This is a genomic window from Variovorax atrisoli (assembly GCF_014195185.1).
Lineage (GTDB): Bacteria > Pseudomonadota > Gammaproteobacteria > Burkholderiales > Burkholderiaceae_C > Variovorax > Variovorax atrisoli.
The window spans coordinates 297,262-312,414 of record NZ_JACIBG010000003.1 but is presented as its reverse complement, the minus strand read 5'-3'; the positions used below and the strand labels follow the sequence as shown (position 1 = coordinate 312,414).

Genomic DNA, 15,153 nt, shown 5'->3' with positions numbered 1-15,153 from the left:
AGGTGTGCTGCTCGCGGCGCCTTCTCAGCGGCCGAACGAACGGCCGCCGCCGCCACCGGAGCGATTGCCACCGCCGCCGTAGCCACCGCCGCCGCCCGAACGGCCACCGCCGCCCGAACGGTTGCCGCCGCCGTAGCCGCCGCCACCCGAACGGCCGCCGCGTCCGCGGCCGCCCATGTGGTCGACGCTTGTGCGCAGCGGATCGGGCTGGCCGGCGCCGCCGCCGATCGCTTCGGCGCGCAGGTGCGCAACCTGGTTGGCCTGCGTGGGGCTGTGGCTGTTGCCGTGGTGGCGCGGCTGGCGCTCCTCGTGCGGCGCGTGATGGTGATGCTGCGGGGCGCGTGCCGGTCCCTGCGGGCTGCGGGGCTGCTGCTGCGGGCGTGCGCCCTGGCCGCGCGGGCCCTGGCCTTGTCCTTGGCCCTGGCTGCCGCCATTGGCATTGCGGCCCTGGCCGTTGCCGCCACCCTGGCCGCCGCCACGACGCTGGCCGCCGCCATTGCCGTTGCTGCCGCCCTGGCTGGCCTTGTTCTCGCGGATGCGCTGGAGCATCTCGGTGCGCGCGGCCTTGGCGGCCGCCTGCATGACTTCGCGGCTCGGCGGACGGCCGGCGCCGCCCCAGATGGTCTGGCGGCCCATGGCGATGGGCTCGGCGCGCTCGCCTTCCTCGGGGCCGAAGCCCTCGATGACCTGCACGGGGATCGTCTGCTTGGTGAAGCGCTCGATCTCCTGCATGAAGCCTTCCTCGTCCAGGCACACGAAGCTCACGGCCTCGCCGCTGGAGCCGGCGCGGCCCGTGCGGCCGATGCGGTGCACGTAGTCTTCGCTGACGTTGGGGATCTCGTAGTTCACGACGTGCGGCAGCTCGTCGATGTCGATGCCGCGAGCGGCGATGTCGGTGGCCACCAGCGCGCGGAGTTCACCGCTCTTGAAGCCGGCCAGCGCCTGGGTGCGGGCGCTCTGGCTCTTGTTGCCGTGCAGCGCCATCGCCTCGATGCCGTTCTTGGTGAGGAATTCGGCCACGCTGTTGGCGCCGAACTTGGTGCGCGTGAAGACCAGCACCTGGCTCCACTTGTTCTCGTTGATGATGTGCGCGAGCAGCGCCTTCTTCTTGCCGCGGCCCACGGGGTGGATCACCTGGGTGATGCGCTGCACCGTGGTGTTGCGCGGCGTGACCTGGATGCTCTGCGGGTTGCGCAGCAGGGTGGCGGCCAGGTCGCGGATCTCGTCGCTGAAGGTGGCCGAGAACAGCAGGCTCTGCTTTTCCTTGGGCACCAGCGCCAGGACCTTCTTCACGTCGTGGATGAAGCCCATGTCGAGCATGCGGTCGGCTTCGTCGAGGATCAGCATCTGGACCTGGCCGAGGTCGAGCATGCCCTGCTGCTGCAGGTCGAGCAGGCGGCCGGGGGTGGCCACTAGGATGTCGACGCCCTTCTTGAGCTTGCTGATCTGCGGGTTCATGCCGACGCCGCCGAAGATCACGGTCGAGTCGAGCTGCAGGTACTTGCCGTAGGTGCGCACCGACTCTTCGACCTGCGCGGCGAGTTCGCGGGTGGGGGTCAGCACGAGGGCACGGATGCCGGTGCCGCCAAACTTGTTGGTGGCGCTGCGGCTCATGGTGAGCTTGTGCAGCATCGGCAGCGTGAAGGCGGCGGTCTTGCCGGTGCCGGTCTGGGCGCCGCCGAGCAGGTCATGGCCCTCGAGCACCGCAGGGATGGCTTGCGCCTGGATGGGGGTGGGGGTGTCGTAACCGTGCTCGTGCACAGCCTTCAAGATGGCGGGAGCCAGCTTCAGTTCGTCAAAAGTCATTGAAAACAATAAGCGCCATACACGGCGCAGTGGCATCGGCCCGCTTGGCGTCTTGTTGACGCCGAGCCAGTCAAGGCAGATGAGGGTCAGGGGTGGGAGCCGGAAAGTCCGCCCTCGCAAAAGGGTGAAATGGGCCTTTCTTCGTCCCCGGCAGAGAGCCGGTGTCGCGGGCAACTGGACCCGGCAACGGAGCCTATTGTCGCATGAGTCGATAATCGGTGGTTTGCCGCGCCCGAATGCCTCCATTCCGGCGGCCGCGCGTTCCCTCGAATCCCGCTACCCAAGGTAACCAACCACACATGGCTCAATACGTCTATTCGATGAACCGTGTCAGCAAGACCGTGCCGCCCAAGCGGCAGATCTTGAAAGACATTTCGCTGTCCTTCTTCCCCGGCGCCAAGATCGGCGTGCTCGGCCTGAACGGCTCGGGCAAGTCCACGCTGCTCAAGATCATGGCGGGCGTCGACAAGGAAATCGAGGGCGAGGCGCTGCCCATGCCCGGCCTGACCATCGGCTACCTGGAGCAGGAACCCAAGCTCAACCCCGAGCACACGGTGCGCGAATCCGTCGAGGAGTCGATGGGCGCCGTCAATGCGGCCAAGAAGCGCCTCGAAGAGGTCTACGAGCTGTATGCCGCCGAAGACGCCGACTTCGACGCGCTCGCAGCCGAGCAGGCCGAGCTCGAAGCCATCATCGCCACCGCCGGCACCGATTCGGAGCACCAGCTCGAGATCGCCGCCGACGCCCTGCGCCTGCCGGCCTGGGACGCCAAGATCGGCGTGCTCTCGGGCGGCGAGAAGCGCCGCGTGGCCCTGTGCCGCCTGCTGCTGAGCAAGCCCGACATGCTGCTGCTCGACGAACCGACCAACCACCTGGACGCCGAATCGGTCGAGTGGCTCGAAGTGTTCCTGCAGCGCTTCCCGGGCACCGTGGTGGCCATCACCCACGATCGCTACTTCCTCGACAACGCCGCCGAGTGGATTCTCGAACTGGACCGCGGCCGCGGCATTCCATGGAAGGGTAACTACAGCACCTGGCTCGAGCAGAAGGGCGAGCGCCTGGCGCAGGAGCAGAAGAGCGAGGAAGCCCACGCCAAGGCCCTGAAGAAGGAACTCGAGTGGTCGCGCCAGAACCCGAAGGCGCGCCAGGCCAAGAGCAAGTCGCGCCTGGCCCGCTTCGAGGAGCTGAGCGACGTCGAATACCAGAAGCGCAACGAAACGCAGGAAATCTTCATTCCTGTGGCCGAGCGCCTGGGCAGCCAGGTGTTCGAGTTCAAGAACGTCAGCAAGTCCTTCGGCGACCGCCTGCTGATCGACAACCTGAGCTTCAACGTGCCCGCCGGCGCCATCGTCGGCATCATCGGCCCGAACGGCGCCGGCAAGTCGACGCTGTTCAAGCTGCTCGCGGGCAAGGAGAAGCCGGATTCGGGCGAGGTCGTCATCGGCCAGACTGTGAAGATGGCTTTCGTCGACCAGGCGCGCGACGCGCTGGCCGACCAGAAGACCGTCTGGGAAGACATCTCGGGCGGCCTGGACATCATCAACGTCGGCAAGTTCCAGATGGCCAGCCGCGCCTACGCGGGCCGCTTCAACTTCAACGGAGCCGACCAGCAGAAGAAGGTCGGCACGCTGTCGGGCGGTGAACGCGGCCGCCTGCACCTGGCCAAGACGCTGATCGCCGGCGGCAACGTGCTGCTGCTGGACGAACCGTCGAACGACCTGGACGTGGAAACCCTGCGCGCGCTGGAAGACGCGCTGCTCGAGTTCGCCGGCACGGTCATGGTGATCAGCCATGACCGCTGGTTCCTCGACCGCATCGCCACGCACATCCTCGCGGCCGAAGGCGACAGCCAGTGGACTTTCTTCGACGGCAACTACCAGGAGTACGAGGCCGACAAGAAGAAGCGCCTGGGCGAGGAAGGTGCCAAGCCCAAGCGCATGCGCTACAAGGCGTTGAAGTAGGGCTCGCCCCCAGGCTGCGCGACACTTCGTGTCGCTGCGCCAACCCCCTGCCGGGGGCAACACCGGAGGCCCGGCAAAGCCGGTTCCTCGGTGTTCCTGGAAGGGGCCTCAGGTCATCTCGGCAAGAGCGTGCGGTTCCGCAAGGGGCCGCGCGCTTTTTTCATCGTCCGCCGCGAACACGTCGCGCGCCGCGAAGAGGCCGTTGAGCGCGGCCGGGAAGCCCGCGTAGACCGCCATCTGCATCATGACCTCGACCACCTCGTCGCGCGTCACGCCCACGTTCAGCGCGGCCTGGATGTGCACCTTCAGCTGCGGCGTGGCATTGCCCATGGCGGCGAGCGCGGCCACCGTCGCGATCTCGCGGGAGCGCAGGTCGAGGCCGGGGCGCGAGTAGATGTCGCCGAACGGGAACTCGATCACCAGTCGGCCGAAGTCCGGCGCGATGCCGGCCAGGCTCTCGACCACCTTGACGCCGCCTTCGCCGTCGATCTCATGAAGCTTGGCCAGGCCACGCGCGTAGCGCTGGCTGTCGCCCTGAACCTGGTCTTGCCGTTGTTGTTGTGTGTTCGTCATCGCTCGTCTTTCCTTTCCGGGCCTTGCCCGACAGAGGAGGACGCTCGTTCGTCTTCTCGACCTTGCGGTAGTGGTCGATCTTGAGCGACAGCGCCTGCATGGATTGCTGCAGCGCCGCCACCTTGGCCTGAACCTCGGCGAGATGCCGCTCGAGCATCTCGCGCCGTTCGCCGACGCTGGCGTCCCCCTGGCTTCGAAGCCTGACGAAGGCCTGCATGCCCTGGATGGACATGCCGGTCTCGCGCAGGCGCAACAGGAAATCCAGCAGGTCCATGTCGGCGCTCGCATAGCGCCGCTGGCCGCCCGGCGCACGGGACACCGCGGCGATCAGTCCGATGCGTTCGTAGTACCGCAGCGTGTGGGCCGTGAGGCCGGTTCGTTCTGCGACTTCCGCGATGGTCAGGCTGGTTTCCATGGCATCGATTCTCGAAATTAGAGCGCGCTCTAAGTCAAGCGCCTTGTCGAACTATTTTTGAACGCCGTCCAGGTCGGCGTCCAGCCAGCCGCGCAGGCTGTTCACGAAGGCCAGGGCCTGCACGCGGGGCAGATCCTCCACCCGCACGACCGCTTCGGCAAGCTGGCCGTCGCGCACGCGGTTGGCCCGGCCGATGCCGTTCAGCAATCCGCAGTGCAAGGGCGGCGTGACCCAGCGGCCATCGAGCAGCAGGGCGATGTTGCCGCGCGTGCATTCGGTGATTTCGCCATCGCGGTTCCACAGCAGCGTGTCGAACACGCCGGGCTGCGTGGGCGCAAAGGCTTCGTAGTGGGCGCGGCGGGTGGTCTTGAAGCGGGTGAATTCGCCATGGGCCTCGTCGAACGGGCGCGTGGCGAGCTGCAGGCGCACGCGCGCGGGCGGCGCCTCCATTGCGAAGGCTTCGGCGCGCGGCATGCCCTGCGCATCGAGCAGCAGGCGCACGCGCCACGTGCCGGCGCTGTGCCGGGCCTTCAGGTCGTCGAGGCAGGAGGCGACCGACGCATGGTTCCACGGGCGCCCGAAGTGCGCCGCGGCGGCAGCCATGCGCGCCAGATGCGCCGGCGCGTCGCGCAGCTCGCCGTCCGTCAGCGCGAGGGTCTCGAGCAGGTCGAACGATGGCGTCGCGGCCCTGCCTGCCCGGTCCAGGAAGGCGCGCTTGTGTCGCCATTCCTCCCACTCGGCGTCGGCCCGCGCATCGGCGGTGATGCCGCTTCCGATGCCGCAACGGGCCTTGCCGTCGCGCAGCGTCACGGTGCGTATCGGCACGTTGAAGGTCGCGTGCCCGCCGGGCTGCACGACGCCCACTGCGCCGCAGTAGACGCCCCGCGGCCCGGGCTCCAGATCGCGGATCATGCGCATCGCGCTCACCTTGGGCGCACCGGTGATCGAGCCGCACGGGAACAGCGCCGCGAACACGTCCGCCAGCGTGGTGCTTTCGCGCACCCTGGCTTCGACGTCCGAGGTCATCTGCCACACCGTCGGCAGGGCCTCGGTGTGGAAGAGGCGCGGCACCTGCACCGAGAATGGCCGGGCGATGCGCGAGAGGTCGTTGCGGATCAGGTCCACGATCATCACGTTCTCGGCCCGCTCCTTCGGCACCGTGCGCAGCCGCTGCGCGAGCGCCTCGTCCTCCGCCTGGGTGGCGCCGCGTGGGGCGGTGCCCTTCATGGGCCGCGTCAGGATGCGGTCGTCCTGCCAGTCGAAGAAGAGCTCGGGCGACACCGACAGCACCTGTTCCTCGCCGGTGTCGATGAAGGCGGTGTAGCCGTCGGGCTGGGCCTGCCGCAGCGCCATGAACAGGGCTTGCGCGTCGCCGTGGAAGCGTGCGTGCAGTGCGGCGGTGTAGTTGAGCTGGTAGAGCTTTCCGTGCGCGATCGCGCGATGGATGGCCTGCATGCGGACATCGAAGTCGGCCCGCGAGAGATCGAGTTCCCAGCCGATCGGTGCAAGGGCAGCGTCGCCCGTGGCGTCGGGCCACGGCAGGGCTTCGTCGTGCACTCCGAACCATGCCAGCGGCCCGTCCGCCGCGTGCACGGCGAATGCGCGGTCGAAGGCCGCCGCCGCCTCGTAGCGCAGATAGCCCACGCACCAGTGCCCCTCGCGCGCCAGTGCCTCGACGGCGTCGAGCACGGGCCGCACCTCGGCCGCGGTGCGCGCCGCCAGCACGCGCGACGGCGCACCGAAGCACAGGCGCAGCCGGCCAGCCTCGCCGTGCGGCCGTGCGAAGTCGATCAGCGTGCGCGAGGTCGCGGGCCGGGTTTTGCGGGCGTCGTCAGACGGCATCGTTCGCCGCTGCCGTGGCCGGGTCGGCCACGTCCGCCTGCGGCGCCTTGGCCAGCACCCGCTTGCGCACCGCATAGATGTTGTTGCGCAGCGCGTAGAGCTCGTCGGCATACGACAGCGGCACCGCCACCTTGTTGACCACGCGGTCGAGCTGGTCGAGCTCCTCGAGCAGCGACTTGCGCTCGTCCTCCTTCGCCAGCGCCCGGGTGTCGACCTTCGCCTCGATGTCGCGCAGCCGCGCATACCAGCGGAACACGCGCCGGCGCACGCGGAACTGGTACAGCGGCGGCACCACGCGGCTCAGCGGCAGCATCAGCACCAGCAGGCCGCCGAGCACCAGCCACATGCGTTCGACGAGGTTGCTGGCCCAGAAGGGCAGGTAGCGCTGCCATGCCGGCGGCGTGCCGTTGATGGCGCGGTCGCCTTCGGGGCTCACTGGCAGTTCGCTGGTGCGGGTGTTGGGGAAGTCGCGCGCGCGGTTGAACCAGCCGGCGCCGCTGTGCACCGTCTGCGCGGCCTGCGCGAAGAGCTGGCGCAGCGCCGGGTGGGTCTCGTCGCGCGACAGCAGCGAGGTGGTGGCCGCGAGCAGCGACACGTCGTGCGGCGGCGCGTCCTTCGACAGGTCGATCATCCCGCGCGACAGCGTCACGGCCGAGAGGAAGGGAAAGCGCCGCGAGTAGGCGTCGGCCTGCCCGAAGTCCATGAGCTTGATCGAGTCGGAGCGCAGCAGCCGCTGCACCTGGGGCGACTGCGGCGCGGAAGACAGCACGATGGCGTCGAGGAGGCCGGCCTCCAGCGCCTCGGCGGCCGAGGCCTGCTCCAGGTTCGACAGCAGCAGGTCGTCGGGCCCGAGCCTGTTGGCCTTGAGCATGCGCTCCATGATGTCGGGCAGCCCGCTGCCGGGCAGGTCGACGTTCACGCGCAGGCCGCGCAGCTGGGTGAGCGAGGTCAGCGTGGCGGTCTTGCGATCGATCTTCTGGGCGGAGTCGGTCCGGTAGAAGAGCCAGATCGGCTCGTAGAACAGGCTTCCCAGCGAGGTGAGGCCGGCTTCCTCGTCGGCCACCGGGTCGGCGCTGCCGCCGCGCACGAAGCCCACGTCGGCGCCGCCGGTGCGCAGCAGCTGCAGGTTCTCGGTCGAGCCCGAGGTGGGCTTGAGCTCCACGTCGATGCCCTCTCGCTTGAGCGCCTCGGCATAGCGCTTGCCGAACTGGGCGTAGGCGCTGCCCGTGGGGCCGGTGGCCAGCGTCACGTGCTTGGGCGGCTGCGGCTGCAGCCACCAATAGGCTGCGATCAGCAGCCCGATGACGATGAACACGATCGGCCCCGCCGAAGCGATCAGGTCGCGGATCGACAGCAATATCAGCTTCAGTGTCCTTGGGAACGCCATGTTGTTGCCTCCCGTGGTCAGCCGCGCGCCTTGCGCAGGTCCGCGGCGCAGGGAATGTGCAGCTCGCCCACCGTCACCGTGCGCGCGGCCAGCACCGCGCGCAGCGTGGCAATGGCGGCGACTTCGGCGGCCATGGTGCTCAGCACCGTCATGCCGGGCGCGTCGCCTTCCAGCGGCACGCGGCCGGTGGCCAGCGCGAACAGCGTGTCGCCGTCGCTCATGGTGTGCACCGGGTTGATGGAACGCGCCAGCCCATCGTGCGCGACCATGGCGAGCCGGTTGGCCTGCACCTTGGTCAGCACCGCGTCGGTGGCGATCACGCCGATGGTGGTGTTGGTGCCGGCCAGCAGCGGCTTGGGGCTGTCGCCGCGCAGCAGCGCGCGCCGGGTGTCGAGCAGGCGGGTGCCGTCCTCGGTGCGCGCGCCGGCCACGGGCTGGCCGGTGTTCGGGTCGATCACGTCGCCCAGCGGATTCACCGCGATCAGCGCGCCCACGGTGACGCCGCCGACCTTGACCGATGCGGTGCCGACGCCGCCCTTCATCGCGCGATGCACGCCGAAGAGCTTGCCCACCAGCGCGCCGGTGCCGGCGCCCACGTTGCCTTCCGCCGGCGCGGCGGTGCTGGCGGCCTCGCAGGCGGCATAGCCGGCGGCCGCGTCGGGTCGGATGCGCGCGTCGCCCATGGGCAGGTCGAACAGCACGGCGGCCGGCACGATGGGCAGGGTGCCGAAGCGCACATCCATGCCGATGCCGCGCTCCTCCATCCAGCGCATCGCGCCCTCGGCCGCCGCCAGGCCCCAGGCGCTGCCGCCCGCGAGCATCACCGCGTGGATCTGCTGCACGAGGTTGCCGGGGGAGAGCAGGTCGGTCTCGCGCGTGCCGGGCGCGGCGCCGCGAACGTCCACGCCGGCCACGGCGCCCTCGCGCGCCATGATCACGGTGCAGCCGGTGGGGCGGCGCGTCTCGGTGAAATGGCCGACCTCGATGCCGGCGACGTCGGTGATGGCACCGGCGGAATGGGAGAGGAGAGAGGAAGACGGTGCTGACATGGCGGCCGATTATGAGACCGCACCCTCTACCATCGCCGTCCATGACGGTTGCAAGAAGTTTCTCTTCCCCGGGCGGTGCGCGCCACGTGGTGGTGATCGGCGCGGGCGCGGTCGGCAGCGCCACCGCCATCGAGGCGCTGCGCGCGGGACTGCGCGTGACGGTGCTGGAGCCCGGCGAGCCCGGCGGCCCGCACGCCACCAGCTACGGCAATGCCGGCTGGCTCTCGTCCCACTCGGTCGTGCCCCCCGCGCTGCCGGGCGCATGGCGCAAGGTGCCGGGCTGGCTGGCCGATCCGCTCGGCCCGCTGGCCCTGCGCTGGCGCTACCTGCCGCGCGCCATGCCGTGGCTGCTGCGCTACCTGGCCTCGGGCTGGACCGAGGCGCGCGTGCAGCGCACCGCCGACGCGCTGCGAACGCTGCTGGCCGATGCGCCTGTGCTGCATGCGCGGCTGGCAGCCGAGGCCGGCGTGCCCCAGCTCATCGAGCGGCGCGGGCTGCTGCATGCCTACCGCTCGCGCGCCGAGTTCGATGGCGACGCGCTCGGCTGGCGGGTGCGCCGGCGCACCGGGGTGCAGTGGGAGGAATGGCCGCAGGACGAACTCCGCCGCCGCGAGCCCGACCTCGACGCGCGCTACACGCTCGGCATCTTCGTGCCCGAGGCCGGCCACTGCCGCGATCCGGGCCGCTACGTGGCCGCGCTGGCGCGGCACGCGCTCGGCTCGGGCGCCGAGCGCGTCATGGCTCGGGCGACCGGCTTCCGCATCGAGGGCGGCCGGCTGCGCGCCGTGCTCACCGAGGCGGGCGAGATCGCCTGCGACGCCGCCGCCATCTGCGCCGGTCCGCGTTCGGGCCCGCTGGCGGCGGTGGCCGGCTCGGCGGTGCCGCTGGAGTCGGAGCGCGGCTACCACGTGGTCGTCGAAGACGCGACGGTCGGCCCGCGCACGCCGACCATGGTGGCCGACGGCAAGCTCATCGCGCACTGGATGGACGGCGGCCTGCGCGCCGCCGGACAGGTCGAGATCGCCGGCCTCGACGCCGCGCCCGACTGGCGCCGTGCCGAGATCCTGCACGCGCACCTGCGATCGATGTTTCCCTCGCTCGCACCAGCCGCGCCGGGCTCGGCCTCGGTGAAGCACTGGCTGGGGCATCGCCCGAGCCTGCCCGACGGCCTGCCGTGCATCGGGCCGGCCGCCGCCACGCCCGACGTCGTGCTGGCCTTCGGCCATGGGCACGTCGGCCTGTGCGGCTCGGCGCGCACCGGGCGGCTGGCGGCGCAGCTGCTGGCGGGCGTGGCGCCCGAGATTCCACCGGAGCCCTTCGACCCGGCGCGATTCGGCCGCTAGGCTCAGTTCGCCGGCGCGATCGACAGCACCGTGAGCGCGCCGTCGACCTTGTCGGCGGTGAACTGCACCTTGTCGCCCGGCTTCACCTTGGACAGCAGCGCGGGGTCGCTCACGCGGAACACCATCGTCATGCCGGTCATCTCGAGGTTGGGAATGTCACCGTGCTTCAGCGTGATCTTCTTCGCGTCGAGGTCGACCTTGCGTACCTCGCCCTCGACGGCGGGCAGGGCAGCCTGGGCGAAGGCCGCGGCGGCGAGCAGGGCGGTGCAAAGGGCGGTGAACAGTTTCTTCATGATCGGTTTGCTTCCTTGTTTCATCGAGGGGTGAGTCAGCGATAGCTCTGGTAGACGCGCGTGCTGCCGTCGGCCAGCACCAGCAGCACGTCGTAGGGATCGCGCTGGTCGCCGTAGGCGGGGCCGTCCATGCCGGGCGAGCCGACCGGCATGCCGGGCACTGCGAGGCCGACGGCCTTGGGCTTTTCCTTCAGAAGCCGCTGCACCTCGCGTGCGGGCACATGGCCTTCGACGGCGTAGCCGCCGACCAGGCCCGTGTGGCACGAGCCCAGCTTGGCGGGCATGCCCAGCCGGTTGCGCGCGGCCACATTGCCTTCGTCGTGCACGCGGGTGGCGAAGCCGTTCCTGTTGAGGTGCTTCACCCAGTCCTGGCAGCAGCCGCAGTTCGGGTCCTTCCAGATCTCGACCATCGGCGCGGCGGCCCGCGCCGTCGTCGTGGCGAAGGGCAGGGCCGCGCAGGCAAGTGCCAGCAGCATGTTTCTTCTTTGCATCACGTTCTCCTTCAGGACTTGCCGCCGGTGGCGGGCAGCACGCGGACGCGGCCGGCCATGCCGAGTTCGTAGTGGTCCTTCACGAGGCAGGCGAAGTCGAAGTCGCCCGCGCGGTTGAAGGTCCAGACCATGCTGCCGGTCTTGCCGGCGGGCACGTGGACCATCCACGGGTCGTCGTGCTCCATGTCGGGAAACTTCTTCATCATGGCCGCGTGGGCCTCGATCTCGGCGGTGGTGCCGAGCACGAGTTCGTGCAGCTCCTTGCCGCGGTTCTTCAGCCGCAGGCGGACGGTGTCGCCCTCGCGCACCTCGATGACCGAGGGCGTGAATGTCATGTCGTCGGCCATCGCGATGTCGATGGTGCGCTTCACCGCGGCGGCCTTGCCCGCGATGCCCCAGGGCTTCTGCTCCGGGGCGAGTTCGGCTGCGCCTTTCGGCTTGGGCTTGTCGTGGGCCTCGTGAGCGAAGGAGGCACTGGCGAGTGCCGCGAGCATGAGGCCGGCGGCGATGGACTTGAGGTGTATCTTGTTCATGAAGTGAGCTCCGTGAAGAAAGGAGAAGAGGTCAGTGGTTGTGCGCGTCGTGCCCCGAGGGCTTGCGCACGGTCGCATCGGGCCTGGCCCCGGTTGGCGAGGCGGGCGTTTCCTTGCGGGCTGCCGGCGGCACGTTCGCGTTCGGCACCTCGCGCGCCACGGTGCCCGCCGGGTGCCTGAACCAGCCCGGATCGCGGTAGTCGCCCGGCTTCTGGTCGCGCCGCACCTTCAGCAGGGTGAACATGCCGCCCATCTCGGCCGAGCCGAAGGGGCCGGCGCCGGTCATCATGGGCACGGTGTTGTCGGGAATGGGCATCTCCATCTCGCCCATGTCGGCCATGCCCTTGTCGCCCATCACCATGTAGTCGGGCACGAGCTTCCTGATCTTTTCGGCCACGCCCCTGTGGTCGACGCCGATCATGGTCGGCACGTCGTGCCCCATCGGGCCCATGGTGTGGTGCGACTTGTGGCAGTGCAGCGCCCAGTCGCCTTCCTCGTCGGCGATGAATTCCATCTGCCGCATCTGGCCCACCGCCACGTCCACCGACACCTCGGGCCAGCGCGCAGTGCGCGGCACGGGGCCGCCGTCGGTGCCGGTCACCTCGAACTCGTGGCCGTGGATGTGGATCGGGTGGTTGGTCATCGTGAGGTTGCCCACGCGTATGCGCACGCGGTCGCCACGGCGCACGTTGAGCGTGTCGATGCCCGGGAACACGCGGCTGTTGAAGCTCCAGATGTTGAAGTCGGTCATGGTGTTGACCTTGGGCGTGGCGCTACCGGGCTCCACGTCGAAGCTGCCGAGCAGGAAGCAGAAGTCGCGGTCGGCCTTCTCGATCAGCGGATGGTCGGCCTTGGGGTGCGTGACCCAGAAGCCCATCATCCCCATCGCCATCTGCACCATCTCGTCGGCGTGCGGGTGGTACATGAAGGTGCCGGGCCGGCGCGCGGTGAACTCGTAGACGAAGGTCTTGCCCGAAGGTATGTGCGGCTGGGTGATGCCGCCCACGCCGTCCATGCCGTTGGGCAGCCGCTGGCCGTGCCAGTGCACGGTGGTGTGCTCGGGCAGCCTGTTGGTGACGAAGATGCGTACGCGGTCGCCTTCCACCACCTCGATGGTGGGGCCGGGCGACTGGCCGTTGTAGCCCCACATGTTGACCTTGAAGCCCGGCGCCATCTCGCGCACGACCGGCTCGGCGACGAGGTGGAATTCCTTGACTCCGGCATTCATGCGCCAGGGCAGCGTCCAGCCGTTGAGCGTGACGACGGGGTCGTAGGGCCGGCCGTCGGGCGGTGAAAGCGGCGGCGCGGTGGCGGTGGAGCCCTGCGACACCGGTTCGGGCAGCGCTGCCATCGACACGCGGCTCACGCTCGTGGCGGCAACGGCCGTGGCAGCGCCCGCGAAGAAGTTGCGGCGGTTCATGTCAGTGGCCTCCCGTTGCCGGCGCTTCGGCGGCCGAAGCGGTCTGCAGCGCCGACATGCCGCCGGGCGAACTGCCCGTGAGCGCCAGCTGCAGGTCGGTGTCGGCGATCCAGAAATCGCGCTGTGCCTCGATGCCCGCGTTCACCGCGAGCATGCTGGCGCGCGTCTCGGCCAGCAGTTCCCACACGCTGGCGAGCATGCCGTTGTAGCGCAGCACCATTTCCTCGTTGACCTTCCTGCGCAGCGGCAGCACCTCGTCGCGGTAGCGGCGCGCCAGCGCATAGGCCGTGTTCCAGCTCTGCCAGGCTTCGCGCGCCTCGCTCGCGGCGAGCACGCCCACGTCGCGCACGCGCGCGGCCGACTGCAGGTACAGCGCCTCGGCACGGCCGTTGCGCGACTGGCCCCAGTCGAAGATGGGAATCGGCAGGTCGAGCTCGAAGCCGCGCTGGGTCTTCTTCGTGCGGTCGGCGTCGTTCTCGAAGGTGGTGTTGCGCACCAGGCCCAGCTCCATCGCATTGACGACGCTGGTGGCGCGGGTGAGGCCCAGCGAGCCGGCCACGGCGGTGTTCTGCGCCTGCGCCGAACGCACGTCGAGCCGGTCGCGCAGGGCCAGCGCCTGCACGTCGCCGAGTTCGGGCGCGGCCTGTGGCAGGGGCGGCAGGCGGTCGGGCAGGGTGTAGCGGGTGGCGCGCTCGCCGCCCAGGCCCATCAGGCGCGTGAGCTGTTCGCGCGAAGCCACCGCGGCCTGGTCGGCGCGCGCCAGCTGCGCGGCCGCGTCGGCCAGCAGCAGCTGCTCGCGCGTGCGCTGCAGCGCGCTCCAGTTGCCGACCTGGGCCATGCGGTGCGCGAGCTCGGCGCCGGCTTCGGCGGCTTCCTTCGCGTCGCGCAGGTAGGCCACGCTCTGCTGCGCCGCCACCGCGCGCACCCAGGCGCGTCGCGTGTCGGCGGCCAGCACCAGCACGCTCTGCGCGGCCTGCAGCTTGGCGGCCTCGTGCCGCTGGCCGGCCCACCGGGCCTGCCATGGCAGCGTGACGAGGCCCAGCACGTTGAAGCTGAGCATCCGCTCGAACTCGCGCTCGCGGCCCTGCGCAAGGCGGCTGAACGACAGCACCGGGTTCGGCAGGCTCGCGGCCTGCACGCGGTCGGCGTCGCTCAGCTGCAGGGTGGCGAAGGCGTCCTGCACGCGCGGACCGTTGATGAGCGCGATGCGCACCGCGGCCTCGACGTCCAGCGGCTTGGCCAGCAGCGCATCGACGCTCTTCAGCGAGGCCTCGTCGGGCGCGCGCCGGGCGGTCGTGCCCGCCATGAGCGGATTGGTGCCGACAAGCGCCTGCACGTCGGCGCTGCCGCCGTCGGGCGAGAGGCTCGCGCAGCCGGCGAGCACCAGCGCGGCGGCCAGCGCTGTGCCGATCTTGACGGTCCTGATGGATGGGAGCCGGGGCGGGCGCGCTTCACTGCGCCTGCGATGGCCACGGATGCCGGCAGGCTGCCGGCGAACGGGGGAATTCACTTTCGATCTCCATGAGCAATACGACGGACGCTGCGAGCCGTATCAACGGGCTCACTGCGGACGGACTACGGGCAGGGAGATCAGGAAATGGGCGGCTTCAGGCCCTGGACGGGCTCCGCGCTGACGAAGCGGGCCGCGTGCGCCGGGGGCGACGCCTGGGGCGCGCCGTGGACGATGGCGACAAGGGGCATGCCGCCGAGCGCCACCGTGTGGCAGACCTGGCAGGCGACGCAGGTGCCGCAGCCCTGGTGGTCGCCGTGGCTGGTGGTGCCGGAGCCGCCGTCGTCATGGCTGCTGCCGTGGGCGGACATGTCCATGGCCATCGCCATGTCGCCGCCGCCCGCATCCGCGTCCATTGCCTCGTGGCAGTGGGCTTCGGCCGCGGCGGAAGCCACGGTCGCGGCTTCCATGGCCGCCGGCAGCGAGTGGCGCACCATCTCGACTGCCATCGCGTCGCCCAGCCAGCCGCGCACGGGCAGCAGGACGATCATGATGGCGAGCAGCAGGGTGCGCATGGGGCGGGATGATAA

14 protein-coding genes are annotated in these 15,153 nt (G+C 70.1%); 2 read left to right on the top strand and 12 right to left on the bottom strand.

What is annotated here, in order from left to right:
• Positions 1–24: 24 nt before the first annotated feature.
• The gene (locus tag FHY06_RS12625) at positions 25–1,806 is read right to left on the bottom strand and encodes a DEAD/DEAH box helicase (RefSeq protein ID WP_184605354.1); all 1,782 of its coding nucleotides are present in this window, start codon (positions 1,804–1,806) and stop codon (positions 25–27) included.
• A gap of 299 nt (positions 1,807–2,105) precedes the next feature.
• On the opposite strand from FHY06_RS12625, the gene ettA reads away from it, so the two are divergent.
• Positions 2,106–3,767: an energy-dependent translational throttle protein EttA gene (ettA, locus tag FHY06_RS12620; protein ID WP_019654898.1), complete on the top strand. Its 1,662-nt coding sequence runs from the start codon at positions 2,106–2,108 to the stop codon at positions 3,765–3,767.
• A gap of 108 nt (positions 3,768–3,875) precedes the next feature.
• On the opposite strand, the gene FHY06_RS12615 is transcribed toward ettA, so the two are convergent.
• Genes FHY06_RS12615 through FHY06_RS12595 form a run of 5 tightly spaced genes read right to left on the bottom strand, consistent with a single transcriptional unit; the run spans position 3,876 to position 9,033 of the window.
• A complete protein-coding gene (locus FHY06_RS12615; RefSeq protein WP_145760685.1) occupies positions 3,876–4,340 on the bottom strand; it encodes a carboxymuconolactone decarboxylase family protein in 465 nt (154 codons plus the stop codon).
• A complete protein-coding gene (locus FHY06_RS12610; protein WP_145760684.1) occupies positions 4,258–4,755 on the bottom strand; it encodes a MerR family transcriptional regulator in 498 nt (165 codons plus the stop codon). Before FHY06_RS12610 ends, FHY06_RS12615 begins: the two co-directional genes overlap by 83 nt.
• Positions 4,756–4,806: 51 nt before the next feature.
• Positions 4,807–6,597, bottom strand: a complete 1,791-nt coding sequence (gene pabB / locus FHY06_RS12605; protein ID WP_184605353.1) for an aminodeoxychorismate synthase component I — start codon at positions 6,595–6,597, stop codon at positions 4,807–4,809.
• Complete coding sequence (locus FHY06_RS12600) at positions 6,587–7,984, bottom strand: TAXI family TRAP transporter solute-binding subunit (RefSeq protein WP_184605352.1); 1,398 nt, start codon at positions 7,982–7,984, stop codon at positions 6,587–6,589. Before FHY06_RS12600 ends, pabB begins: the two co-directional genes overlap by 11 nt.
• A 17-nt stretch (positions 7,985–8,001) precedes the next feature.
• Positions 8,002–9,033, bottom strand: coding sequence for a P1 family peptidase (locus FHY06_RS12595; protein WP_184605351.1), 1,032 nt, complete (start codon positions 9,031–9,033; stop codon positions 8,002–8,004).
• Positions 9,034–9,074: 41 nt separating this feature from the next.
• Here FHY06_RS12595 and FHY06_RS12590 point away from each other — a divergent pair, with 41 nt between their 5' ends.
• Complete coding sequence (locus tag FHY06_RS12590) at positions 9,075–10,376, top strand: NAD(P)/FAD-dependent oxidoreductase (protein ID WP_184605350.1); 1,302 nt, start codon at positions 9,075–9,077, stop codon at positions 10,374–10,376.
• A 2-nt stretch (positions 10,377–10,378) separates the two neighbouring features.
• Here the strand turns inward: FHY06_RS12590 and FHY06_RS12585 are convergent, their stop codons facing one another.
• From FHY06_RS12585 to FHY06_RS12560, 6 genes are all read right to left on the bottom strand, one after another.
• Positions 10,379–10,669 carry a copper-binding protein gene (locus FHY06_RS12585; protein ID WP_020723084.1) on the bottom strand — a complete coding sequence of 97 codons (291 nt, stop codon included), beginning with the start codon at positions 10,667–10,669 and terminating at the stop codon, positions 10,379–10,381.
• A 35-nt stretch (positions 10,670–10,704) separates the two neighbouring features.
• Positions 10,705–11,160: a DUF411 domain-containing protein gene (locus tag FHY06_RS12580; RefSeq protein ID WP_145760680.1), complete on the bottom strand. Its 456-nt coding sequence runs from the start codon at positions 11,158–11,160 to the stop codon at positions 10,705–10,707.
• 11 nt (positions 11,161–11,171) lie between these two features.
• Entirely contained in the window at positions 11,172–11,693 is a 522-nt protein-coding gene (locus FHY06_RS12575) for a cupredoxin domain-containing protein (protein WP_184605349.1), read from the bottom strand.
• 31 nt (positions 11,694–11,724) lie between these two features.
• Positions 11,725–13,113 carry a multicopper oxidase family protein gene (locus FHY06_RS12570; RefSeq protein WP_184605348.1) on the bottom strand — a complete coding sequence of 463 codons (1,389 nt, stop codon included), beginning with the start codon at positions 13,111–13,113 and terminating at the stop codon, positions 11,725–11,727.
• Between the two features lies 1 nt (position 13,114).
• Positions 13,115–14,623: a TolC family protein gene (locus FHY06_RS12565; RefSeq protein ID WP_184605347.1), complete on the bottom strand. Its 1,509-nt coding sequence runs from the start codon at positions 14,621–14,623 to the stop codon at positions 13,115–13,117.
• An 80-nt stretch (positions 14,624–14,703) separates the two neighbouring features.
• Positions 14,704–15,138 carry a hypothetical protein gene (locus FHY06_RS12560; protein WP_019654910.1) on the bottom strand — a complete coding sequence of 145 codons (435 nt, stop codon included), beginning with the start codon at positions 15,136–15,138 and terminating at the stop codon, positions 14,704–14,706.
• Positions 15,139–15,153 lie beyond the last annotated feature (15 nt).